This is a genomic window from Pseudomonas sp. GL_117, from assembly GCF_057835125.1.
Genome location: NZ_CM174418.1, coordinates 1,048,627 through 1,069,548, shown reverse-complemented (window position 1 = coordinate 1,069,548; position 20,922 = coordinate 1,048,627). Strand labels below are relative to the sequence as shown.

Annotated in this window: 19 protein-coding genes and 1 riboswitch; of the genes, 7 read left to right on the top strand and 12 right to left on the bottom strand. The window is 60.1% G+C overall.

Going from position 1 to position 20,922, the window contains the following annotated elements; genetic code table 11:
- Positions 1 to 208: 208 nt before the first annotated feature.
- The 6 genes from AC3ISR_RS04695 to AC3ISR_RS04670 all read right to left on the bottom strand — a co-directional run bounded on the left by AC3ISR_RS04695 (position 209) and on the right by AC3ISR_RS04670 (position 10,135).
- Positions 209 to 853, bottom strand: coding sequence for an MBL fold metallo-hydrolase (locus tag AC3ISR_RS04695; RefSeq protein WP_192297635.1), 645 nt, complete (start codon positions 851 to 853; stop codon positions 209 to 211).
- Positions 854 to 941: 88 nt separating this feature from the next.
- Positions 942 to 3,671 (bottom strand): winged helix-turn-helix domain-containing protein, encoded by a 2,730-nt coding sequence (locus AC3ISR_RS04690; protein ID WP_463983242.1) that lies wholly within the window; start codon positions 3,669 to 3,671, stop codon positions 942 to 944.
- Positions 3,672 to 3,895: 224 nt separating this feature from the next.
- On the bottom strand, positions 3,896 to 5,260 hold the full coding sequence (locus AC3ISR_RS04685) for a DUF1329 domain-containing protein (RefSeq protein WP_463983241.1): 1,365 nt from the start codon (positions 5,258 to 5,260) through the stop codon (positions 3,896 to 3,898).
- 28 nt (positions 5,261 to 5,288) lie between these two features.
- Positions 5,289 to 7,229, bottom strand: a complete 1,941-nt coding sequence (locus tag AC3ISR_RS04680) for a DUF1302 domain-containing protein (protein ID WP_192297640.1) — start codon at positions 7,227 to 7,229, stop codon at positions 5,289 to 5,291.
- A 331-nt stretch (positions 7,230 to 7,560) separates the two neighbouring features.
- Positions 7,561 to 9,243, bottom strand: a complete 1,683-nt coding sequence (locus AC3ISR_RS04675) for a fatty acid--CoA ligase (RefSeq protein ID WP_463983240.1) — start codon at positions 9,241 to 9,243, stop codon at positions 7,561 to 7,563.
- A gap of 259 nt (positions 9,244 to 9,502) precedes the next feature.
- Entirely contained in the window at positions 9,503 to 10,135 is a 633-nt protein-coding gene (locus tag AC3ISR_RS04670) for a LysE family translocator (protein ID WP_192297644.1), read from the bottom strand.
- 86 nt (positions 10,136 to 10,221) lie between these two features.
- Here AC3ISR_RS04670 and AC3ISR_RS04665 point away from each other — a divergent pair, with 86 nt between their 5' ends.
- The 4 genes from AC3ISR_RS04665 to AC3ISR_RS04650 all read left to right on the top strand — a co-directional run bounded on the left by AC3ISR_RS04665 (position 10,222) and on the right by AC3ISR_RS04650 (position 15,036).
- Entirely contained in the window at positions 10,222 to 11,187 is a 966-nt protein-coding gene (locus tag AC3ISR_RS04665) for a 2-hydroxyacid dehydrogenase (protein WP_463983239.1), read from the top strand.
- 30 nt (positions 11,188 to 11,217) lie between these two features.
- Positions 11,218 to 12,216, top strand: coding sequence for a methyltransferase (locus tag AC3ISR_RS04660; protein ID WP_463983238.1), 999 nt, complete (start codon positions 11,218 to 11,220; stop codon positions 12,214 to 12,216).
- A 50-nt stretch (positions 12,217 to 12,266) separates the two neighbouring features.
- Positions 12,267 to 12,388, top strand: a riboswitch (yybP-ykoY riboswitch).
- An 88-nt stretch (positions 12,389 to 12,476) separates the two neighbouring features.
- Positions 12,477 to 13,061: a TMEM165/GDT1 family protein gene (locus AC3ISR_RS04655; RefSeq protein ID WP_016974259.1), complete on the top strand. Its 585-nt coding sequence runs from the start codon at positions 12,477 to 12,479 to the stop codon at positions 13,059 to 13,061.
- A 250-nt stretch (positions 13,062 to 13,311) separates the two neighbouring features.
- Entirely contained in the window at positions 13,312 to 15,036 is a 1,725-nt protein-coding gene (locus AC3ISR_RS04650) for a M91 family zinc metallopeptidase (RefSeq protein WP_463983237.1), read from the top strand.
- Between the two features lie 154 nt (positions 15,037 to 15,190).
- Here AC3ISR_RS04650 and AC3ISR_RS04645 read toward each other — a convergent pair whose 3' ends face one another.
- The 4 genes from AC3ISR_RS04645 to AC3ISR_RS04630 form a co-directional block, all read right to left on the bottom strand.
- Positions 15,191 to 16,009, bottom strand: coding sequence for a M48 family metallopeptidase (locus tag AC3ISR_RS04645; protein ID WP_192297650.1), 819 nt, complete (start codon positions 16,007 to 16,009; stop codon positions 15,191 to 15,193).
- Between the two features lie 107 nt (positions 16,010 to 16,116).
- Positions 16,117 to 16,737, bottom strand: a complete 621-nt coding sequence (locus AC3ISR_RS04640) for an SOS response-associated peptidase (RefSeq protein ID WP_192297651.1) — start codon at positions 16,735 to 16,737, stop codon at positions 16,117 to 16,119.
- A gap of 36 nt (positions 16,738 to 16,773) precedes the next feature.
- A complete protein-coding gene (locus tag AC3ISR_RS04635) occupies positions 16,774 to 17,034 on the bottom strand; it encodes a putative signal transducing protein (RefSeq protein ID WP_192297652.1) in 261 nt (86 codons plus the stop codon).
- A gap of 11 nt (positions 17,035 to 17,045) precedes the next feature.
- Positions 17,046 to 17,225 carry a CPXCG motif-containing cysteine-rich protein gene (locus AC3ISR_RS04630; RefSeq protein WP_192297653.1) on the bottom strand — a complete coding sequence of 60 codons (180 nt, stop codon included), beginning with the start codon at positions 17,223 to 17,225 and terminating at the stop codon, positions 17,046 to 17,048.
- A gap of 132 nt (positions 17,226 to 17,357) precedes the next feature.
- Here AC3ISR_RS04630 and AC3ISR_RS04625 point away from each other — a divergent pair, with 132 nt between their 5' ends.
- Positions 17,358 to 18,521, top strand: a complete 1,164-nt coding sequence (locus tag AC3ISR_RS04625; RefSeq protein ID WP_192297654.1) for a 1-acyl-sn-glycerol-3-phosphate acyltransferase — start codon at positions 17,358 to 17,360, stop codon at positions 18,519 to 18,521.
- Positions 18,522 to 18,651: 130 nt separating this feature from the next.
- Here the strand turns inward: AC3ISR_RS04625 and AC3ISR_RS04620 are convergent, their stop codons facing one another.
- Positions 18,652 to 18,909, bottom strand: a complete 258-nt coding sequence (locus tag AC3ISR_RS04620; protein WP_226456465.1) for a hypothetical protein — start codon at positions 18,907 to 18,909, stop codon at positions 18,652 to 18,654.
- Between the two features lie 184 nt (positions 18,910 to 19,093).
- Here AC3ISR_RS04620 and AC3ISR_RS04615 point away from each other — a divergent pair, with 184 nt between their 5' ends.
- Complete coding sequence (locus tag AC3ISR_RS04615) at positions 19,094 to 19,303, top strand: hypothetical protein (protein WP_192297656.1); 210 nt, start codon at positions 19,094 to 19,096, stop codon at positions 19,301 to 19,303.
- Positions 19,304 to 19,357: 54 nt separating this feature from the next.
- Here AC3ISR_RS04615 and AC3ISR_RS04610 read toward each other — a convergent pair whose 3' ends face one another.
- Positions 19,358 to 19,945 (bottom strand): YajG family lipoprotein, encoded by a 588-nt coding sequence (locus AC3ISR_RS04610; RefSeq protein WP_192297657.1) that lies wholly within the window; start codon positions 19,943 to 19,945, stop codon positions 19,358 to 19,360.
- 194 nt (positions 19,946 to 20,139) lie between these two features.
- On the opposite strand from AC3ISR_RS04610, the gene AC3ISR_RS04605 reads away from it, so the two are divergent.
- The gene (locus tag AC3ISR_RS04605) at positions 20,140 to 20,373 is read left to right on the top strand and encodes a hypothetical protein (RefSeq protein ID WP_192297658.1); all 234 of its coding nucleotides are present in this window, start codon (positions 20,140 to 20,142) and stop codon (positions 20,371 to 20,373) included.
- Positions 20,374 to 20,922: the final 549 nt, after the last annotated feature.

The window sequence follows — 20,922 nt, the reverse complement described above, 5'->3', positions numbered from 1 at the left end:
ACTTTTGCATTCTATGGTGCAAAGGACATTGGCAATGGACCTGTGCCGAGTTTGGAACGCGACAAACAGCAAAAATTCCGTGGCCGCGCGCCGACCAGTAACAAAAGATTCGGAACCAAGACTGCTATAGAAACCGTAGCAGACCTACGCTGAACGCGACCTGAGTTTTTGCTACAACGGTTATCGGTTATAGAACAGCCCGCCCCTCCTAAGCCCGTACAAACGGGTTCTCCCGCATCTCATCCCCCAGCCGGGTATCCGGCCCGTGCCCTGCCACCACCGTTGCGCCCTCATCCAGGGTATACAGGCGCTGCTTGATCGAGCGCACGATGGTCGCCTGGTCCCCACCCCACAAGTCCGTACGTCCCACGCCACGCCGAAACAGCGTATCGCCGGCAATCAGCAACTTGGCATCGGCAAACCAGAAGCTCATCGAACCCGGCGTGTGCCCTGGCGTATGCAACGCCACACCGCAACCGCAGGCCAACTCTTCGTCATGTTCCAGCCAGCGATCCGGAGCCGGCACTGGAGTGTAGGGCACGCGAAACATCTGACACTGCATCTCAAGGTTGTCCCACAGGAACTGATCTTCCTTGTGCAGGTGCAAGGTGGCACCGGTCTTCTCCTTCAACTGGCCGGACGCCAGGAAGTGATCAAGGTGAGCATGGGTGTGGATGATGCTCACCACCTTGAGACCCAGCGCATCCAGGCGCGCGAGGATCAACTCATGGTTGCCGCCCGGATCGACCACGATGGCTTTCTTGCTGATGGGATCGCCGATGATGGTGCAGTTGCATTGCAGGGGGCCGACGGGAAAGGTTTCGCGGATGAGTGTCGGCTTGGCGGTGTCCATGGGCGGTCCTCTAGTACAAACGGAATGTCGCTTTCGGGCGAATATCGCCAGAACAATTGCACTATTAAAACAGACTGGCGGTCACTCGCTAACCAATCAATCGCAACTCCTGCGCCCGCGCCACCGCCTGCGTGCGGCGCTCCACCCCCAGCTTGCTGTTGATATGGCTCGCGTGGGTCTTGACCGTGTGCAACGAGATAAACAGCCGATTGCTGATCTCCTGGTTCGAGCAGCCTTCGGCGATCAGTTGCAGCACCGCCAGCTCCCGTGCACTGAGGGTTTCCTGCAGGGGTGCGGCCTCCACCACCACAATCGCCGGCAACAGCGCCAGCAGGCTCTGGTTCAGCAAGCCATGGGCGTCCTGGCCCAACTGTTCGCGCATCCAATCGGGGTGGTTTTCCAGTAAGCGCTGGAACGGCTGCAGCGCGCCACCTGCGCCCGCCTCCAGGGCCTGGGCCACAACCACACGGGCCTTGGCTTCGTGACCACCGTCCAGTAGCAATTGCGCCAACTGGGTCAGGGCCATCAGCGCAATCATCTGGCGTCCGCTGTTCCGGGCTTGCTGCGCCAGTTCTTCGAGACGTTGCAGAGCGGCAGCGGGTTGATGACGCGTGGCGTCCAGCGCGGCCTGCTGCAGGCCGATATGTTGCGGCAGGTGTGGATGAAATTCCGGTGCGGCCGCGGCGTGCTCGCCATTGTAGGTTTGCCCCAAGCGGTTCAACCACGCATCCGCCAGGTCGGTGCGGCCCTGGGCCAGCCAGAGTTCGCACTTGATCAGGGTGATCATCGCCAGGTAGTAAATCGGCGGCACGTCCCAGATATGCATCAAGCGCTCGGCCTCGGCCAGTTCGGCAAACGCCTTGGAGAAATCATTGCGCCGCCCCTCAAAGCTGGCGATCACGCAGTGCCCGATCAACACGCTTATATCGCGGCAGGCGCGAGCCTCCACCAGCCCTGCGCGCAAACGGTCAATCCCCGCATCGGGCTGGTAGCGCACCAACAACAGGTAGCCCTCATAGAGCGACAGGCGCGCACGCACTGCGTACAACCGCTCGGGCGCCAAGCCATGCAAGCGTTGCAGGCCCTGACGCACTTCATCCAACGAACGCAGAATCTCGCCCCGGGCCTGTAGGACGCGTGCGCGGTCATAGTGGGCCAAGGCTTCAAATAGCGGGTTGCCGACACGTTGCGCCAACTCCAGGGACTCACGGTTCAAGCCACGGGCACGCCACAAATCGGCGTCGACGATGGCCAGGTTGGAGAGTGTCGACAGGCACATCAAGCGCTGGCCGTAGCGTCGCTGCGGCAGACTTTCCAACGCTTCACTGCAATAGCGCTGGGTCAATTCACGATTGCCCCGCCCGCGCGCGATGACGCCACTGAGCGCCAACCACTGGGCCAGCATCGACTTTTGCGCGGTGGCGGAAGGCGCCGGCAGAAAGCGGCTGAGGTAGCCGGATAATTCCTCCGCGGCATCCAATTGGCAGGCCAGGCCCAGGGCCCAGCTATACAGCACGATCAGGCGTGGCGTGCTGATCAGCAGGCTATCCGGCAAGTCCATCTTCCAGCGCAGCAACATGCCGACATTTTGCTCGGCCAGCAGTTGCTCCTCCGAAAGGTTCTGCACCAGATTGGCGGCCACATCCAGATGGCCGGCGCGCAACGCCTGCTCCACCGCTTCATCGATCAAACCCTGGGCATTGAACCAGCGGCACGCGCGCAGGTGCAGGCTGGCCGTCGGCAAGACGTTGCTGCTTTCGCGCCGGGACCGCAACAAATCGGAGAACAAATGGTGGTAGCGATACCAGTGGCCCTGATCATCCAGTGGCACCAGGAACACTTGATGGGCTTGCAGGTAACGCAGGTTCTCCGCGCTGTCGTGGGCTTCGCGTACGGCGTCGCACAGCTCGCTGCAAAAACGTTCCATGGGGGCGGTGTCAAACAAGAAGGCCTGCACATCGGCCGGCAGGCAGTCGATCACCTCCTCCAGCAAATAATCGCGGATCAGCCCTTCGCCGCCATGCAGGTTTTGCGGCAACGCGCCTTCATTGCCCGCTTCGGAAGCGGCCAGCAACCAGAAGCGCAGGCCGGCGACCCACCCCTCACTGCGGCGGATCAGGTTGTCGAGAGCTTCACCGCGCAATGAGCTGCTATGACGATCCAGTACGGCAAGGGACTCGGCATGGGTCAGGCGCAGGTCTTGCTCATGCAGTTCCAGCAGGTGCCGTGACAGGCGCAGACGCGCCAGATGCCAGTCCGGGCGCTGGCGACTGGTGACCAATACCACCAAGCCATCAGGCAAATGGTTGAGGAAAAACTGCAGGCAACGGTCGAGCACCGGCCCCTGGGCCAAATGGTAGTCATCCAGTACCAGCAATAGCGGTGCGCGGGTGGATAGATGCACCGTCAGTTCGTCGAGCAAGCCGTCCAGCCATTCTTCAAACGCAAAGGGTTGGTGACGCTGGCGCATTTTCAGCAGCCCCAGGGATTGGGCGCCGAGTTGCGGGAAGTACTGCTGCAAACCGTCGAGCAGGCGCTCGAGGAAACGTCCGGGGTCGCTGTCCCGTGGGCTCAAGCCCAGCCACAGGCTTTGCCAGTGGGCCGGCAGGCTCTGGCAGAACTCCACTGCCAACGAACTCTTGCCAAACCCGGCGGGTGCGCTGACCAGCAACAGTCGCCCGTCCAGCCCGGCAGTCAGCCGTTCGCACAGCCGCGGTCGCAGCACGTAGCCGTCAGGCAGGGGTGGCCTGTAGAAGCGACCTTCCAGGGTCGGGATTACCGCACTGGCAGGCCCTTGGATTCGGGACAGATCAGTCATCGCCGGGCTCTTGTAGAAGGCTGTTGTCGGCATTGCAGATGTCCGCAGACTAGCGGTAAAAGCGGCGGGATTGTAGATCTTTGCAACATTTGCCTGAAAAAGAACTGAGACAAAAAATGTGAGAGGGGGCTTGCTCCCGATAGAGGCGGGTCAGTCAACCGATGAATTGACTGGCCTGCCGCCATCGGGGGTAAGCCCCCTCCCACATGGGCAATCGCTAGGGCTTAGCGAACACCGTCCTGACGCAACGCCGCCGGGGTGAAGTCGCTGGTAGTAGCGGTGAAGCCGAAGTTATACGCCTGCTTCTCTTCGTTCTTCATACCCAGCGCCAGGTAGCGACCCGACTGCAGGTCGTAGATGGTTTCCACGGCATACCACGGCACTTGCTTGTCGTAGTAGTTCTCGGCGTGGGCCTCGGCGACGCGCCACAGTTGGCCGCGACCGTCGTAGTGGTCAATCACCGCCGCTTGCCAGGTATCTTCGTCAATGAAGAAGTCACGCTTGGCGTAGATGTGGCGCTGACCTTCCTTCAAGGTCGCGACCACGTGCCAGACGCGGCGCAGCTCATAGCGGGCCAAGTCCTGGTTGATGTGGCCGGCCTTGATGATGTCGGCGTACTTGAGCTTCGGATCGTCGAGCTTGTAGCTGTTGGAGGCGATGTAGATTTCCTTCTTGCCCTCCAGCTTCCAGTCGTAGCGGTCCGGTGCACCGTTGTACATGTCGAGGTTGTCTGAGGTACGCAGGCCATCGGCAGCAGTACCCGGGCCGTCATAGGACACCTGCGGCGCCCGGCGCACACGGCGCTGGCCGGCGTTGTAGACCCACGCCGAACGCGGCTCCTTCACCTGGTCCAGGGTTTCATGCACCAGCAGCACACCACCGGCCAGACGTGCCGGGGCAGTCACTTCCTGCTTGAAGTAGAACAGCACGTTGCCCGGGTTTTTCGGGTCGAAGTCCTTCATCTTGTCGCGGAAAACGAACTGGTCCTTGAAGTACACCAGGCTGAACGAACCGTTGGTTTGCGGTGTGGCCTGGGTGACCAGGCGCGTCACACTGCCGCCACGATAGCGGGTGATGTGGTTCCAGATCACTTCCACGCCGCTTTTCGGGATCGGGAACGGCACGGCGGTTTCGAAGTTCTCCAGGCCGTTGCCGCCAGACACCAGGTTGGTGGTGGTGGCGTTCTTCTTGATGGAGGCGAACACCTCAGCCGGCACCGTGGCACCGCGGTGGGTCGGGTAGACCGGCATCTTGAAGCTGTCCGGGTAACGCTTGAACATTGCGTATTGGCCCGGTGCCAGCTTGTCTTTGTACTGTTCGACGTTCTGCGCGGTGATGGTGAATTGCGGTTGCTCACTGGCGTAAGGGTTGGCCAGGAAACCACGGGCATCTACAGCGCCGGCGTTGGTCGGCAATGGCGACCACTTGGGAATGGTGCCCGCCGCGTTACCGGCCATTTCGGCGCCCATCGGGGTCAGGCTCGTGCCCAGCTTGGCGGCTTCATCCGCCGAGACTGCCGCCATGACGTTGCTCGCCAGGATCGACAGCCCAAGCACACCCACGTGCAACAGACTTTTAGTTATTTTCATGTTCTGGTTCTTCCTGAAATACGGTCGCTTAGAAGTTCATGCCGAAGCTGAGCGCAACAAAATCCCGGTCGTCCACCGTGGTGTACTTGCCATCAAAGAAGTTGGTGTACGACAGGCCTGCGGTGTAGGTGTTCTGGTATTCCGCGTCCAGGCCAAGGCTGACGGCCTTGCGGCCTTCTTCGAAGTTGCCACCTGGGCCAGGGGAATAGCCGCTCACATCATGGGACCAGGCGACGCTAGGCTTGAGGTTGATCCCTGCAAAGACGCTGTTGTAATCCCAGATGGCGCGGGCGCGATAACCCCAGGAGTTGGCGGTGGTGAAGCCGTCGTTTTCGCAGTAGCGCGACAGGTTGTTCTGCGCCGCGCCAGTCAGGGTGCCAGCGTTCAAGGTCTGGCACGTACCATTTGGCAGTGGGCCAGGGCCGTAGCTAGGATCGCGGCCGTAACGGGCCTTGGAGTTTTTTTCCAGGCCACCGACGTGAGTGAAGCCAACTTCACCGACAACCGTCAGTCGCTCAGCCCCCATCACCTGATCGAAAAAGTGAGTGAACGTGGTTTGCAGCTGGGTGATTTCCTTACGGCGATAGCCAGGTTGGTCCTGGTCCGCCTTGCCTTGCAGCACCGAGTAGTTGGCCGCTGCCGGGTTGACCGCGGCCAAAGGCGTCAGCCCGGAATACAGAATATCCGTAGTGTTCAACTGCACCGGTGCATTCGGACGGTAGCTGATTTCACCACTCCACGCGGTGCCGGTAGGCAACGTCGTAGAGAAGCTGAGGCCGTACAGGCGGATGTCCTCAGGGTATTCGACGTAGTAACTCGAGTTGCCGGCAACCACGAACGGCAACAGCGATGGCGCGATCGCGCTGGCTTGTCCCAGGGTCAACCCTTGGCCCATCAATGACCCAACCAGGTTCGCAGGGCTGTACTTGCTCGCCGCCGCCCCTCGTCCGCTGAAGATCGGTGCCCGGCTGTGGTAGTTCATGAAGTAAGCGCCGAACTCGGTATCCAGCGGCTCGAACATGTAGTGGGCGGCGAAACCAAACTGGCCGCTGTCGCGCGCATCACGGTCAGGACCACGGCGAACAATGGCGCCCTCATCCGGCGAGCCGAAGTTCACACCCTGGGCCGCCAGCGCACCGAACGCCGCATTCCGGAACGGCGCCGGCAAGGCGTTGGACAAGCCTTGACGGGTTCGCAGTACGGCAAGGTTATTGTCGCAACCGTCGGCGATCACATCTGGCTGCGAGAAGAATGTCCCGCAGTTGTCGACAACGGTCTGGTCCCACTCCAACTGGTAGAAACCATCTACGGACAGGTTGTCCGTTACGCTTTGCGACAGATAAAACATGTTGACCGGGATCAGGCCTTCCTTGATCTCGGCGCCTGGACGACGGAACGCAGACACGTCGATCGGGTTGATGGAGTTGATACCACCCCCAATGAAGGTACTTTCACCCCAGCTGACCACCTGCTTGCCGAAACGCACCGAGCCCGGCAAATCGGCAATGTTGTAGTTGTGGTAGATGAAGGCGTCGAGGATCTGCGCGCCGGAGGATTTGGCGCCCTCTTTGCGATTGCTGTCGCTGATGTCCTTGAACGGGCGACTTTCATCCTTGAGTTCAAAGTCGTACCAGTACTTGCCACGCACGAACACACCGGTATCGCCGTACTTCAGTTCCAGGTCATGGATGCCCTTGAAGATCTTCGAGAACGTCTCACCACGTTTGAAGTTCAGGTGCCCATCGTCAGAGGTCTGCGAAAGACCGTGCCCACCGTTGTTGGAACCGATCAAGTTCTTGTTGGCCTTTTCCGTCGACCAACTGGCCCCCACGGAAAGAGACGAGTCAAAACTCCCTTCGACTTCACCGATATTGAAACTGACGCCGAATGCGGGCCCGGCGAGCGTAGAGGCGAGACTGACGGCCAGGGGCAGTCTTGCCCGGCGCCAGAACTGGTTTACTGAGGTCATCGACGCTACTCCATGTGCATTATTGTTATGGCAGAGAGTTCATTCTGTGATGCGTGTAACGGCCGGAATACAACGATTCCAATGCCGCTCGGCAACTGAGCCCCCATGGCCCAAAGCGGAACATCCTTGAAAAACTCTGGAAGGGACTATAGCCAGCAGGGGGTAGTGCTTGATCCCTCTAAAGTGTGATTTGCATCACCGACCCGTCTGCCACGACCCTTTCGCCATGTCGGCGAAGGCCGACGCGGCAAGGATGGCTGAAAATCGGCAAATCACAAGTAGAGGCGCAAGATAGAGCACTGCCGTGCCCGGGCGGGCACGGCGAGGGGCGTCAGAGGGTGGACAGGAACGTGCTGTTGTTGGCCTGCCATTCAATGATGTCGATGCGGATACGTTTCTTGTCGAGCTTGCCGACGCTGGTCTTGGGAATTTCCGTAACAACGGCGATCTGACTCGGAATCGCCCACTTGCTCAGATGGCCCAACTCCACGAACGGCTTGAGGTGCTCCTTGAGCTCACGGGCCCCTATCACATGGCCATCACGCACCACCAGCAAGGCAAACGGACGCTCACCCCACTGCGGATCGGCGATGCCCACCACCGCTACTTCGCGTACCGCCGGGTGACGGCTGACCAGATCTTCGAGGGCCAGGGAGGAGACCCATTCGCCGCCGGTCTTGATCACGTCCTTGATGCGATCACGAATATCGATCACCCCAAACGCATCCAGCGTGGCCACGTCACCGGTGTGCATCCAGCCGCCTTCCCACAGCTCGGCGCCCTTCTGCGGCTCGTTGTAATAGCCTTCGGTCAGCCATGGCGCACGCAGCACCAGCTCGCCTTGGGACTCGCCGTCGGCAGGCAGGAAGTTGCCTTCGCTGTCGATGATCGCCGCGTCCACCAACGGCCCGGGCACGCCGGCCTTGATGCGGTAGGTGGTGCGTTCGTCCTCGCTGCCGGCCATCAGTTCTTCGTTGAGGTGGGCACACGATACCAACGGCCCGGTCTCGGACATGCCGTACGCCGCCGTCAGTTGAATCCCACGAGCCTTGGCAGCTTCGTACAGCGTACGGTTGAGCGCGCTACCGCCGATGACGATTTTCCAGCCGCCAAAATCCACGCCCTGTGCAGCCTTGGCGTTGAGCAGCATTTGCAGGATGGTTGGCACGCAATGGGAAAAAGTGACTTTCTCCTTGCGCCACAACTCCACCAGGAACTCCGGATCGTAGCGGCCGGGATAGACCTGCTTGAGGCCCAGCATGGTCGCCACATACGGCAGGCCCCACGCATGAACGTGGAACATCGGCGTGATCGGCATGTACACATCGTTGGTGCCCAACAGGCGCACGCTGTCGACGCTGCCCATGATGGTCGCCACACCGATGGTGTGCAGCACCAGTTGGCGATGGGTGAAGTACACGCCCTTGGGGTTGCCGGTGGTGCCGGTGGTGTAGAAGGTGGTCGCGACGGAATTTTCGTCGAAATCCTGGAAGTCGTATTTCGGGCTGGCGGTGGCCAACAGGGTTTCGTACTCGCCCACGAGGTCTGGCAGCTCGGCGGTTTTCGATTCACCGTCGGTGAGCAGCAAGGTCTTGTCGACCGTCGTCAATTGCCCGGCGATGGCTTGGTAAAGCCCCACGAATTCACTGTTGACCAGCACAAAGCGGTCCTCGGCGTGATTCATGGTGTAGAGAATCTGTTCCGGCGACAGACGCACGTTGATGGTGTGGATCACCGCGCCAATCATCGGGATGGCAAACATGCACTCCAGGTAGCGATGGCTGTCCCAGTCCATCACCGCCACGGTGTCACCGGCCTTTACCCCGGCTTCGGTCAACACATTGGCCAGGCGCGCGACGCGCTCGATCAAGGTCGGATAGGTGTAGCGCAACTTGTCACGGTAGACGATTTCCCGGGTTTTCTCGTAACGGGTCCCGGACATCAACAGGCGCTTGATCAACAGCGGATATTGGTAGGCGCCTTCGGCGGGGGGGATAACACGGGTCTGCAACATAGGAATCCCTTTTATGACTGCACGGTCTTGGCTGGAAGTTCTGCACTGTAGAGCGCTTATGTTTCAGCCAAATCAGCCAAAGGAATGATTTGCAGGAACCTATAGGTGCTGGCGCCGAGCCATCAATGCAACTTCACACCGATTCAACGTGGGAGGGGGCTTACCACCGATTGCGGCGGGTCAGCGACAAATAAGCCGGCTGACCCAATGCTATCGGGAGCCTGCCCCCTCCCACACTTGAAATGCGTCCGCTCAAGTTTTACTTCATGCTGGTGAACGCCAACTTCACCCCAATGGCAATCAACACCGCCCCCATCGTCCGATCAAACCAGTGCCCCATCCGCGCAAACCCTGCACGCACGCGCTGTTGGCTAAACAGCATGGCCACCAGGCAGAACCACACCGCCGTGGCCACTGCCAGGTACAAGCCATAACCCGCCTGGATCGCCAACGGCGTGTGCGGGTTGATCACTACGGTGAACAGTGACAGGAAGAACAATGTCGCCTTGGGGTTCAGGCCATTGGTCACGAAGCCGGCAGTGAACGCCCCGCGCGCGGTGCGTTCGCCGACTTCAGCGTGCAATTCACCCTCGGCCGCAGGCTTGGCCGGCTGCGCGCGCAGCGCTTTGAAGCCGATGTACAACAGGTAGGCCGCCGCCGCCCACTTCAGGGCGTTGAACAACACGATGGACTGGGACACGATCAAGCCAATGCCGAGTAGCGAGTAGCCCACGTGCAGGAAAATCGCCGAGCCGACGCCCAGCGCAGTCCAGGTCCCGGCGCGGCGGCCGTGGGTAACACTTTCCCGTACCACCACGGCGAAATCCGGGCCGGGGCTGGCCACTGCCAACAAGTGAATCAGTGCCACGGTCAAAAACTCGGCGACGTACATGCTCACTCCAATTCAAGTAACTGATTATTTCATCTGATAGGCTCGGGAGATTACGCCTTCGAACCCTGTCGCAAAAGGTACAGTTGATGACGAACAATCGCCGCGCCGTCTTCCTCGATCATCCCTCACTGGATTTGGGAGACCTCGACCTCAGCGAGCTGCGAAACAGCTTCAGCGAACTGCAGCTGTTCGAGCAGACCACGCCGCAGAACGTGATCGAACGCCTGCAAGGCGCCCAAGTGGCGATCAGTAACAAGATTGCGCTCAACACCGAAACCCTGGCCGCTTGCCCCGAGCTCAAGTTGATCCTGGTGTCGGCCACCGGCACCAACAACATCGACCTCGAAGCCGCCCGCGCCCATGGCATCACCGTGAGCAATTGCCAGGGCTACGGCACGCCGTCGGTGGCGCAGCACACGATCATGCTGTTGCTCAACCTGGCGACGCGCTTGAACGATTACCAGCGGGATGTCAGCGCCGGCAAATGGCAGCAAGCCAAGCAGTTCTGCCTGCTGGATCACCCGATTGTCGAGCTGGAAGGCAAAACCCTCGGCCTGCTTGGCCACGGTGAATTGGGCAGCGCCGTCGCGCGCCTGGCCGAAGCGTTTGGCATGCGCGTGCTGCTCGGCGCGATTCCCGGGCGCCCTGCCCGCGCCGACCGCGTGCCGCTGGACGAATTGCTGATGCAGGTCGACGCCCTGACCTTGCACTGCCCGCTGAACGAACACACCCGCGACTTTATCGGCGCCCGCGAACTGGCGCTGCTCAAGCCCGGCGCCTTTATCGTCAACACTGCGCGCGGTGGCTTGATCAATGAACAGGCCCTGGCCGATGCGCTGCGTAATGGCCATCTGGGCGGCGCGGCGACCGATGTGCTGAGTGCAGAGCCGCCGGTCAACGGCAATCCGCTGCTGGCCGGCGACATCCCTCGACTGATCGTCACGCCCCACAATGCCTGGGGCAGTCGCGAAGCACGCCAGCGCATCGTCGGCCAACTGGCGGAAAACGCCCGGGGCTTTTTCAGCGGTGCCCCGCTGCGGGTTGTGAGTTGATAAACTGCGCCCCTTTTCAAGGAGCAGACCATGGATCCGCGCAGTGAAGTACTGCTTCGTCAGGCCGAACTTTTTCAAGGCAACGTGCTGCTCGTCGGCTTGCCTGCCGATGATCTGCTGGGCCGCCTGCCCAACGCCCACGGCTGGTGCTGGCACGCCGGCGACCAGGCGGCGCTCGACGCACGTTTCCCCGAGCGCAGCCAGTTCGGCGTGAATGTGCCCGAGCGGGCATTTGATGCGGCGGTGATCTTCCTGCCCAAATCCAAGGATCTCACCGACTATCTGCTCAATGCCGTGGCCGCTCGTCTGCCCGCTGCGGAGCTGTTCCTGGTGGGGGAAAAAAAAGCCGGCGTCGAAAGCGCCGCCAAGCAGATGACCCCCTTTGGCAAACCACGCAAGCTGGATAACGCGCGGCACTGCCAGCTGTGGCAAGTCACCGTGACAAACGCACCGCAAGCGATCGAACTGGAAAGCCTGGCTCAGGTTTTCGAAGTGCCACTGGCTGAAGGGCCGCTGAAGGTCGTGAGTTTGCCGGGGGTATTCAGCCACGGTCGCCTGGATCGCGGTACGGAACTGCTGCTGGAGCATCTGGATAAACTGCCGAGCGGTCACCTCCTGGATTTCGGTTGTGGCGCGGGCGTGCTCGGTGCTGCGGTCAAGCGTCGCTACCCGCACAACGCGGTGACGATGCTTGATGTCGATGCGTTCGCTGCGGCCAGCAGTCGCTTGACCCTGGCTGCCAACGGTCTGGAAGCCGAGGTGCTGACGGGCGACGGAATCGACGCTGCGCCGATGGGTTTGAACACGATTCTGAGCAATCCGCCGTTCCATGTCGGTGTACACACCGATTACTTCGCCACGGAAAACCTGCTGCGAAAAGCGGCGAAACACCTGGCAAAAGGCGGCGAACTGCGCTTGGTCGCCAACAGTTTCCTAAAGTACCAACCACTGATCGAAGAGCATCTGGGCGTGTGCGCAATCAAGGCCGAAGGCAATGGCTTCCGCATCTATCGCGCCAAGCGCGGCTGACGGGCGTTTAAAAAAGAAGGCTTGCCGAATGGATTCTGCCTAGGCAGAATCCGCTCCGTCCTAGGGGAGTAGTCTCCCACGAGCGCCATGCTCGTCCGGCATACGTCAACATACTTGGTCAACAGGCCATGGCGTATGCGACCCAGGTGTCCGCACAGACGGACCAGGGTTTGACAAGACCTATGACACGCACACCTTACCCGGGGCGGGAAGGCTGTACGTGTCATAGCCGTGTCGACCCGCCCCTGGAAACCTACCTGATGCTGGATTCATTACTCGTTCCTACCGCAATCGTTGCCTTGGCCGAAATCGGCGACAAGACGCAACTGCTCGCGCTCATCCTTGCCGCACGCTTTCGCAAACCCTGGCCGATCATCGCCGGCATCGTCGCCGCGACCCTGGCCAACCATGCGGCCGCCGGTGCCGTGGGGGCGTGGTTTGGCAGCTTCTTCTCGGATGCGGTGCTGCACTGGATCCTCGCAGCGAGCTTCTGCGCCACCGCGCTGTGGACCCTGGTGCCGGACAAACTCGATGACGACGAAGCCAGCACCACCCGCAAGTTCGGGCCGTTCCTGACCACGCTGATCGCATTCTTCCTCGCCGAAATCGGTGACAAGACCCAGATCGCCACAGTGATGCTGGCGGCACAGTATCCCGAGTTGTGGCTGGTGATTATCGGCACGACGCTGGGCATGCTGATTGCCAACGTGCCGGTGGTTCTGGCGGGAAATTTTGCGGCGGAGAAGCTGCCGCTGACCTTGATTCGGCGATTGGCGGCTACGGCGTTTTTTGTACTGGCGGTGGTTGCGGTGTACAAGGCCATGCAGAGCAGCGGCTGGATCTAAGACTCCAACACCAGTCCAATGAGGGAGGGCTTCAGGCTTTCTGCGCAAACTCGTTCAGTTCATAACCTGCAACGGCGCGCTGTTTGCGCCCTGGCCGGTGGGTCAGGGCAGGATTCTCCACGGCGCGTCTTTGGGCAATACACACAGGGGTAAGCCAGTGCGCGAGCCTTTGCGGAATTATCTGAAGGAACAATTCAGATCTGGATACCACAAACGTGTCATGACCCTTTCTATGCAATGAGAGGTACCGATGGACACGTCATCTTCAGTTTCTTCGTCCAACGCCGCGCAACGAACAAAATCAAGCGAGGATGATAAAGAGCAAGCCGCCTATAACCGTGCGAGCGACCCTGCCTATCAAGCGGCGAACGCTGCGCCTTACATGGCGAATGTGCCATTTACGTACAACAACTCTGAACCATCCACATCGGAGCAGCGCTCGATCGGCGTCAGCTCGATTCCCCAGGGCGGCGCGGGAGGTATGCCCAGTCACTCTCGGCAAAGTGGCGGCGGCGGTTCCAGCTATCAGCCCGACCCCACCCCAGAACAAACGCCCTATCAGGGCCAAGGCCGCTCAGGATCTATTCAATACGGCAGCCCTCAATCATCGTCTGCGCCGACCCAGGTTGACCTGAGTAACGGATTCTATGACGGCAATGTTCGCATTGAATACAGCGCCGGGATTCCGCCGGGCGAAAAGAAACTCCACGAGACGCTGTCGATTGAAACCGGCCAGGGAAATGATTCGGTTTATGTTTCCGGGGGGCAAAATGGCGGAGTTGTTGCGCAGGTAAACGGGCAGTCTTACGAGATTCCTTTTTGGGCGAACACGCAGAATCAACAGACCATTGATGTCAATACTGGCGATGGGAACGATTCCGTCGTTATTGATCAAAGACTCCATCATAACGCCAACATCGACCTTGGAAGGGGCGATGATGCTGCGTACGCCGGATCTGGAAGGACCAAAATCTTCGGAGGGCCCGGGAACGACAACATCAATCTGGGAAGTGGCGAAGGCTACGCTGAAGGCGGTGATGGCAATGATTTCATCAATGGTGGCTCAGGACATGCAACGATTTACGGTGGGCCTGGCAGTGACGAAATACGTGCGGGTGGAGGGCCGAACACGAAAATCAACTACGTGGACGGGGGAGACGGCAGGGACGTAATTTATGGTGGGAAGGGTCATAACGTGTTGTTTGGAGGGCGCGGAGATGACTACATCTTCGCTGGTGACCGCAGCACTATTATTCCAGGCAAAGGTAACGACTGGGTGCAGACAAACTCCCAAAATGATCATGTCATTGGGGACGGAGCCGACGACCTTAGTTACGTCCACCCGTCGTCGTCCTTTGAGCACACAATACCTTCCCCTGATGCCGGCGCGCGCGGCATTAACATCAAGGGTAGCCCTTCGTTCACTCAGCGCGTAAATGATGACCTGGAGTCCCTGAGAAGCACTCGGGCCGGGCAGGAAACCCTGAAAATCATAGATTCGCTAAATGCACCTGTGACCCTGAAAGAAGGCGTATCAGGTAGTTTCTATTATTACGACGACCCGGGCGGGCGTCGCATGACCCCGCAGGAACAGGGTTTGGCGCGCACGCCTGGCGTAATAAAAAACGGTGTTGCAGGCATTCCGGCGCAAAACCCAGCGGTTGAGTATGACCGAACATTCATTGCTCCCGGGCACCAGCGGCCTCCACTGGTTATTCTTCAACATGAACTTTCCCATGCGGTCAACGGGGGGCAGGGCACGATTCTGCCGGGGTCAACGATAGTCTGGAATGGCCGTGATTTTACATGGGAGTCGAATTATGAGCGCCAGGCGGTAGGACTCCCCGCATGGAGCATTTTTGACTTTGACCGCAATCCCCGAACGCCGCCCACCAACACCAATCCCTGGCCTTACAACGAAAACGCGCTCCTCAACGAGCTTGGGTTGCCGCTGCGGCAAATATACGGAGACTAGCTCATCAAGGCACCATACAAATGGCCTGGCGCAAAAGACGATGGCGCTTTTTCAGAGCCCCCCAATAGCAGTGTGTCAGTACCTTCTTCATTAACTGACACCTTGCTAACGGGGTGCCCCCCACAACATTTGGGGGGCTATAGGAACTGGGAGATCAGGATTTCTTGGCCTGCTGATACAACGGCATCACTTTTGGAATCGCCGCTTGCAACGAGGCGATTCGGCTGTCCGACGCCGGGTGAGTGCTCATGAACTCCGGTGGCGCACCTTCCGAAGCCTTGGCCATTTTGTTCCACAGCGTGATCGCCGCATTTGGGTTGTAACCGGCGCGAGCCGACAGCTCCAGGCCGATCAAGTCTGCCTCGTTTTCATTGGCTCGGCTGTTGGGCAAAGTCATGCCGTAGTTGGCCACGGTATCGGCCAATGCCAGGCTGTCCTGGCCCAGGCCGAACAACGCGCCTGCGCCCTGCTTCGCCATCTCGATGCCATACGCCTTGGACATGGCTTCGCGGCCGTGCTCGCGCAAGGCGTGGGCAATTTCATGACCCATCACCGCCGCCAGTTCGTCATCGGTCAACTTGAGGTTGTCGATCAAAGCGCTGTACACAAAGATCTTGCCGCCAGGCCCGCAGTTGGCGTTCATCTCGTCGCTCTTGATCAGGTTCACTTCCCACTTCCACTGCGCCGCATCGGGGCGGAAAGTCGGTGCCTGGGCGATCAAGCGGTTGGCGATGGCCTGCACGCGCTTGGCGTTGGTGCTGGTCTTGTCCAACTGGCCCTTGCTGCTGGCTTCACCCAAAGTCTGCTGGTAGGACTGGGCATACATCTGGTCGACTTCCTGACTCGACAGCATGCTGAACATGTATTGCTTGCGCTCAACCCCGACGGCGCCGCCGCTGGTGGTGTTGACCGACTGGCAACCAGCCAGCAACAGCGCCGCTGCCAGTACGTTTATTGCCAATGATTTCTTCATGAACACTCTCCCTGAAAACATGGCGCGTATCGTAGGCGGTCATTTGTATTGGCGCCAGATACAACAGACGTGTAGCCGGATAATTTCAGATACATCTCACATGCCGCTCAACCGGGCGTCAAACACTCCGGCCCGTTCAGCTTCGGATCATTGACCATATTGGCCAACACACGCTCACGCAACGCGCCAGGCTCGCTGGCCAGCAACGCCTGAAGCGTGTGCAAGGGCGTCTCTGGATTGAGCCACGCCTCCTGCCCTGCCGCATCCAGAATCAACGGCCGCCGCTGGCTTTGCGCGGCCTGGGTGACCACTGCCGTGCTCAGCCACACCTGCTCCTGCACCGGGTACGCTTCCCAGATCGCCGCAAAAAACAGCGTAGAGCCCTCCCCCGGCGTCAGCCAGTACGGGCGCTTGCGTTGGGTTCCGCGCCATTCGTAGAACCCATTGGCCGGCAGCAGGCAGCGGCGCTGGCGAAATGCCTCGCGAAACATCGGTTGTTCGGCAAGGGTCTCGGCGCGAGCGTGGGCGGGGGTACGCGAAAGGTCAGTCAGCCACGGCGGCGTCAACCCCCAACGGGCACGGGCCAGGGTACGCTGGCCGGCGTCGGCGCGCTGGATCAGCACCGAGTCATTCGGAGAAATGTTCCACTGGGCCTGCTGATCGGCCGGAAAGCCCGGCAAGGCAGCAAAGGAGGGATTCCAGCGAAACAGGGCATAACGTCCACACATGGGGCAACACGACTCTTGGGTAAACCGACCGACAGCCTAACAGACCAACACGTCGGGGAAGCTGTCGGGTTCATCGCCCGCCACGGGCTGCGCACCGATATAGGCGGTGATCAGCGCACGGGCATTGGCGGCCTGGTCGTTATCCACTTCCAGGCCCAGCAGGCCGAAGATCGGCAGCTCGCCCGTGCCGCCGAGCAAATGCCGACCGACCAGATGCGCCTCGATGCCCTCGCTGGCGAGCATCTGTTGCAACAACTCGCCTTCCATCAGGTTTTCCGGCTCGTAGATTCGCTGCATGGACCCACCTGTTATTCGTTTTCACCGCGCACGTTCAGCATCCATTCGCCGCCGTGCACCTGCAGGTCAAAAATGATCGGCCGGCAGCACACCGGGCAGTCTTCTATATATTCCTGATCGCCCCCGGACAGGTCCAGCAGCGCCGTGACCAGCTCCCCACAATAAGGACATTCGTACGACTCTTCTTCCATCGCGGCCTCCAAGGTGACTTGTGCGTATAATCGCCGGTCTATTTACAGGGTTATTTTCGGCCGGGCCCATTACCCGGACCGTACCCTGGTATTTCCTCTACTTACCCTAGCCGTTTCTAACAAGAGAGCATGATGGGCCAATTCGATACCATCCGACCTTACAACGACAGCGAAGTCCCGGCAGTGCTGGACCGGCTGTTCAGTGACAAGGCCTTTCTGGACATCCTGACCCACTTCCGTTTCCCGCGCTTTGCCGGCGCCCTGGGCTGGCTGCTCAAGCCGATGATCGCCCGCAAGCTGCGCCGTGAATTTGCCGGCGTCACCACCGTGGCCACGCTGCAAGACAAAGTCGAGTACTACGTCGACCATACCATCGACCGCGCGACCGACGGCGTGACCTACACCGGCGTCGAGCAGCTCAAGTCCGGCACCGCCTACCTGTTCCTCGCCAACCATCGCGACATCGTGATGGACCCGGCCTTCGTCAACTACGCCGTATACCACGCCGGCCTGCCGACGCCACGTATCGCCATCGGCGACAACCTGCTGCAAAAGCCGTTTGTCAGCGACCTGATGCGCCTGAACAAGAGCTTTATCGTGCACCGCTCAATCAGTGGGCGAAAGGAGAAGATGGCGGCGTTCAACCTGCTGTCGGCCTACATCAACCATTCGATCCGCAATGACGGCGAGTCGATCTGGATCGCCCAGGCCGAGGGCCGAGCCAAGGACGGGGATGATCGCACCGAGTCGGCGATCCTCAAGATGTTCCATGTCAGCCGCAAGGATGAGCCGTTTGCCGAGGTGATCCAGTCGCTGAACCTGACGCCGGTGTCCATCAGCTACGAATACGACCCGTGCGATTCAGCCAAGGCCCGCGAGCTGTACATCCGCGCCACCACCGGCACCTACAGCAAGGCACCGGGCGAAGATGACGTGAGCATTGCCCTGGGCATCACCGGCTACAAGGGCCGGGTGCACGTGAACTTCGCGCCGCCGATCACCGAGCGGTTCGAAGACACCAAGGTGCTGGCCATGGAAATGGACCGGCAGATTCTCGGCGGTTATCGGTTGTTCCCGGTGCACTACCTGGCGTACGCGCAGTGGAGCGAGGCTGATCCGCAGTTGCAGGTGCCGACGGCCGCCGAGGTATTCCCGGCCGATGAGCTGGCGAAGGCGAAGGCCGAGTGGGAGCGACGCTTGCACGAATGCCCGGCTGAACATCGGCCATTCCTGGTGGTGCAGTACGCCACGCCGGTGCGCAACCAGTACCGGGTCAAGGCTGGCATTCCGCTCTAGACGAACATGTGGGAGCGGGCTTGTGTGGGAGCGGGCTTGCTCGCGAATGCGGAGTGTCAGTCACTAGATTTGTTACTGACCCACCGCATTCGCGAGCAAGCACGCTCCCACATTTGTTTTGTAGTGTGTTTTAGAGGTGGGTGCTGAGCCAGGAAATAGCCAGCGCCAAGCCCAGGCAGGCGAACCCTATGCGGTAAGCCACTCGATGCGCCCGTTCGGTGCGTACATCCAGAAACAACATCGGCTGGTCGATAGCGCGATCTTCGCCTTGTGCGGTCAGGTCGGCCATGGCGCGTTGCTCGCGCAGGCGGGTAATGGCCAGCAGCGCCGAACCCGGGAGCGCCACCGCCAAGGCAACAACATTGATCAATAGAGCGGGCAGCGCCATCGCAAACCTCGGGAAAACAGTGCCTGGGTATCAGTTCGGATACCTATCCGGACGCAGTGGCATCTTGCGCCACTCATGTTTCATTCCCAGCATGGACGGCTAATGTAGCCAGTAATTTACAGCGTCACCTGAACGTCACCTTAACAAGCCACTCTGTTGCCCTTCGAACGTTCGGGAGCTTGTCATGCTGCACGCAAACAACCAGGATCGGCTGTATCTGATCACCCAAAGCGATGAACAAGAGGCGCTGATCGGCGGCCTGGCATTCAACGTTCAGGATCGTCATTGGCTGGTGTATTGCGCCCTCGGCGGGCACCAGCATGCGGACTTGCCGGAAGCGGACTTGTTGACCGGCGTGAGCCTGCTGGACTTCTGTATCGACACCGCCGCGTGAAACTCAAGGCGTAAAAAAACCGGGCCCATCACTGGGCCCGGTTTTTTGGATCGGTTATTGCGAACTGAGCAACGAACCGATGCTTGGGTCCTTGAACAGGCGGGTCAAGGCATCGCTCAACACGTCGCTGACCAGCTTGGTGTTGGTTTCCTGGTTCGGCGACATACCGAAACGCTGGTTCAACGATGCGCCGTAGCGGCCGCTGTAGCGACGGGTGCCGGCGGTGACGTCGGACTTGAACGTCGCGCCGATGGAGGCTTCGGTCACGTACAGGCCTTCCTTGGGCGACTGATATTTCAGCTCGGCCAGGGTGATGGTCAGTTGCGGGGCGCCCGGCGCGTTGGGGCTCGGCGTGAAGCCCAGAAGGCGCACGGCCGCTTCAGCCTGGGCTTGCAGCTTGGGCAGCACGTCCTGGCCAGTGACCGAAATCAGCGCAGTCTCCGGGTACAAGCCACCGCGGGAACCCAGGGTTGGCGACGGACGGCCGTCCACCACACGCACCGAAACCGGCTGGCCGTGGCCCACTGGCGCCAGCTGCGTGGTGAGCTTCGGTTGCGGGCTGAGTTGTTGCGGGCTGTTGGCGCAGCCAACCAGGGTCAAGCTGGTCACAGTGATCAAACCGAACAACAGGCGTTGCAACATGCGCTTCTCTCCAGAAATCAAGTACCGACAGGCCGGCAGTATAGCGGTGCGCCACTGCCCGGAACTAGCATCAGTTACAACCTGAGACCCGCAAGGGCGGCGGCGGTTCGCTGTCACCGATATGTCACAGCCGATACATCCGCTCGTCATCCCCCGCAGGCAAGCTTGGCCTCAATCTCAGGAGGTTGATCACCATGAATTTTCTCTGGTCATTGTTCGTGCGCAAGCCCGCCCTTCGCCAGTTTGCCCTGCTCGATGCACAAGGCCGCTGCCAGGCATTCAAGGAGTGCGACCAGCCGCCGGTGGGCAATGGCTGGGTGGAAATCGACGAGATCCGCCTGAGCTGGATGCACCGCCCGCTGCCAGCCCGGGCCCGCGTCAGCCCGCGTGCGGCGCAGTCGCCCCGGCACCAGCCGTTGGCCGCCTGACCGAACACCTAATAAAAGTCATAAAACACGCCCATTTCCTTGGCGTTCTTCGCTACAATCTCCCCCCGATTATAAGGACGTCTCCTGATCGGGCCCCGCAACATCGTTAATGCCTCGGTATTAACCCCCCAATCGCCCACAGAGAGCCGCCCACACAGATCGAATAGAGCTGGCGTGCTTGCTGCTTTCGTTGCAAACCACCCCTTCTTTATATCGAATCTGCCAGAGCTGCCATTGCGCTCGGCCACTTGAGTTGTTTGCCCGTTTTTGCCGCCTGTCGGCAAGCAATCCGGGCCAGGTGCCAGGCTGAGGCAGCCCTTTTTTGAGGTTCACGTCTTCAAAAGAGCGTGAAAAAAACGGGTTTTCACAACTTCACAAGAGTGTGGCGAGCAAATGAATAGTTTGGCGTGTGTACAAGCACCATCAGCGTCTTTAACAGCCCAACCACACAGGACCGAGCCCTCCTCAAAAACCGGAGCTTGAGCCTGTCCGCTACGGATTGGTTGCACGAATCACACGCTTTGACCATAAGTCGAATTGCCACAGGCG

Bases quoted from the DNA above. Each gene is read 5' to 3' on its own strand.
- AC3ISR_RS04690 (WP_463983242.1), bottom strand. From the start codon at position 3,671: ATGACTGATCTGTCCCGAATCCAAGGGCCTGCCAGTGCGGTAATCCCG.
- AC3ISR_RS04655 (WP_016974259.1), top strand. From the start codon at position 12,477: ATGCTGGATTCATTACTCGTTCCTACCGCAATCGTTGCCTTGGCCGAA.
- AC3ISR_RS04680 (WP_192297640.1), bottom strand. From the start codon at position 7,229: ATGACCTCAGTAAACCAGTTCTGGCGCCGGGCAAGACTGCCCCTGGCC.
- AC3ISR_RS04650 (WP_463983237.1), top strand. From the start codon at position 13,312: ATGGACACGTCATCTTCAGTTTCTTCGTCCAACGCCGCGCAACGAACA.
- AC3ISR_RS04615 (WP_192297656.1), top strand. From the start codon at position 19,094: ATGCTGCACGCAAACAACCAGGATCGGCTGTATCTGATCACCCAAAGC.
- AC3ISR_RS04640 (WP_192297651.1), bottom strand. From the start codon at position 16,737: ATGTGTGGACGTTATGCCCTGTTTCGCTGGAATCCCTCCTTTGCTGCC.
- AC3ISR_RS04695 (WP_192297635.1), bottom strand. From the start codon at position 853: ATGGACACCGCCAAGCCGACACTCATCCGCGAAACCTTTCCCGTCGGC.
- AC3ISR_RS04670 (WP_192297644.1), bottom strand. From the start codon at position 10,135: ATGTACGTCGCCGAGTTTTTGACCGTGGCACTGATTCACTTGTTGGCA.
- AC3ISR_RS04610 (WP_192297657.1), bottom strand. From the start codon at position 19,945: ATGTTGCAACGCCTGTTGTTCGGTTTGATCACTGTGACCAGCTTGACC.
- AC3ISR_RS04645 (WP_192297650.1), bottom strand. From the start codon at position 16,009: ATGAAGAAATCATTGGCAATAAACGTACTGGCAGCGGCGCTGTTGCTG.
- AC3ISR_RS04665 (WP_463983239.1), top strand. From the start codon at position 10,222: ATGACGAACAATCGCCGCGCCGTCTTCCTCGATCATCCCTCACTGGAT.
- AC3ISR_RS04685 (WP_463983241.1), bottom strand. From the start codon at position 5,260: ATGAAAATAACTAAAAGTCTGTTGCACGTGGGTGTGCTTGGGCTGTCG.
- AC3ISR_RS04675 (WP_463983240.1), bottom strand. From the start codon at position 9,243: ATGTTGCAGACCCGTGTTATCCCCCCCGCCGAAGGCGCCTACCAATAT.
- AC3ISR_RS04625 (WP_192297654.1), top strand. From the start codon at position 17,358: ATGGGCCAATTCGATACCATCCGACCTTACAACGACAGCGAAGTCCCG.
- AC3ISR_RS04635 (WP_192297652.1), bottom strand. From the start codon at position 17,034: ATGCAGCGAATCTACGAGCCGGAAAACCTGATGGAAGGCGAGTTGTTG.
- AC3ISR_RS04620 (WP_226456465.1), bottom strand. From the start codon at position 18,909: ATGGCGCTGCCCGCTCTATTGATCAATGTTGTTGCCTTGGCGGTGGCG.
- AC3ISR_RS04630 (WP_192297653.1), bottom strand. From the start codon at position 17,225: ATGGAAGAAGAGTCGTACGAATGTCCTTATTGTGGGGAGCTGGTCACG.
- AC3ISR_RS04605 (WP_192297658.1), top strand. From the start codon at position 20,140: ATGAATTTTCTCTGGTCATTGTTCGTGCGCAAGCCCGCCCTTCGCCAG.
- AC3ISR_RS04660 (WP_463983238.1), top strand. From the start codon at position 11,218: ATGGATCCGCGCAGTGAAGTACTGCTTCGTCAGGCCGAACTTTTTCAA.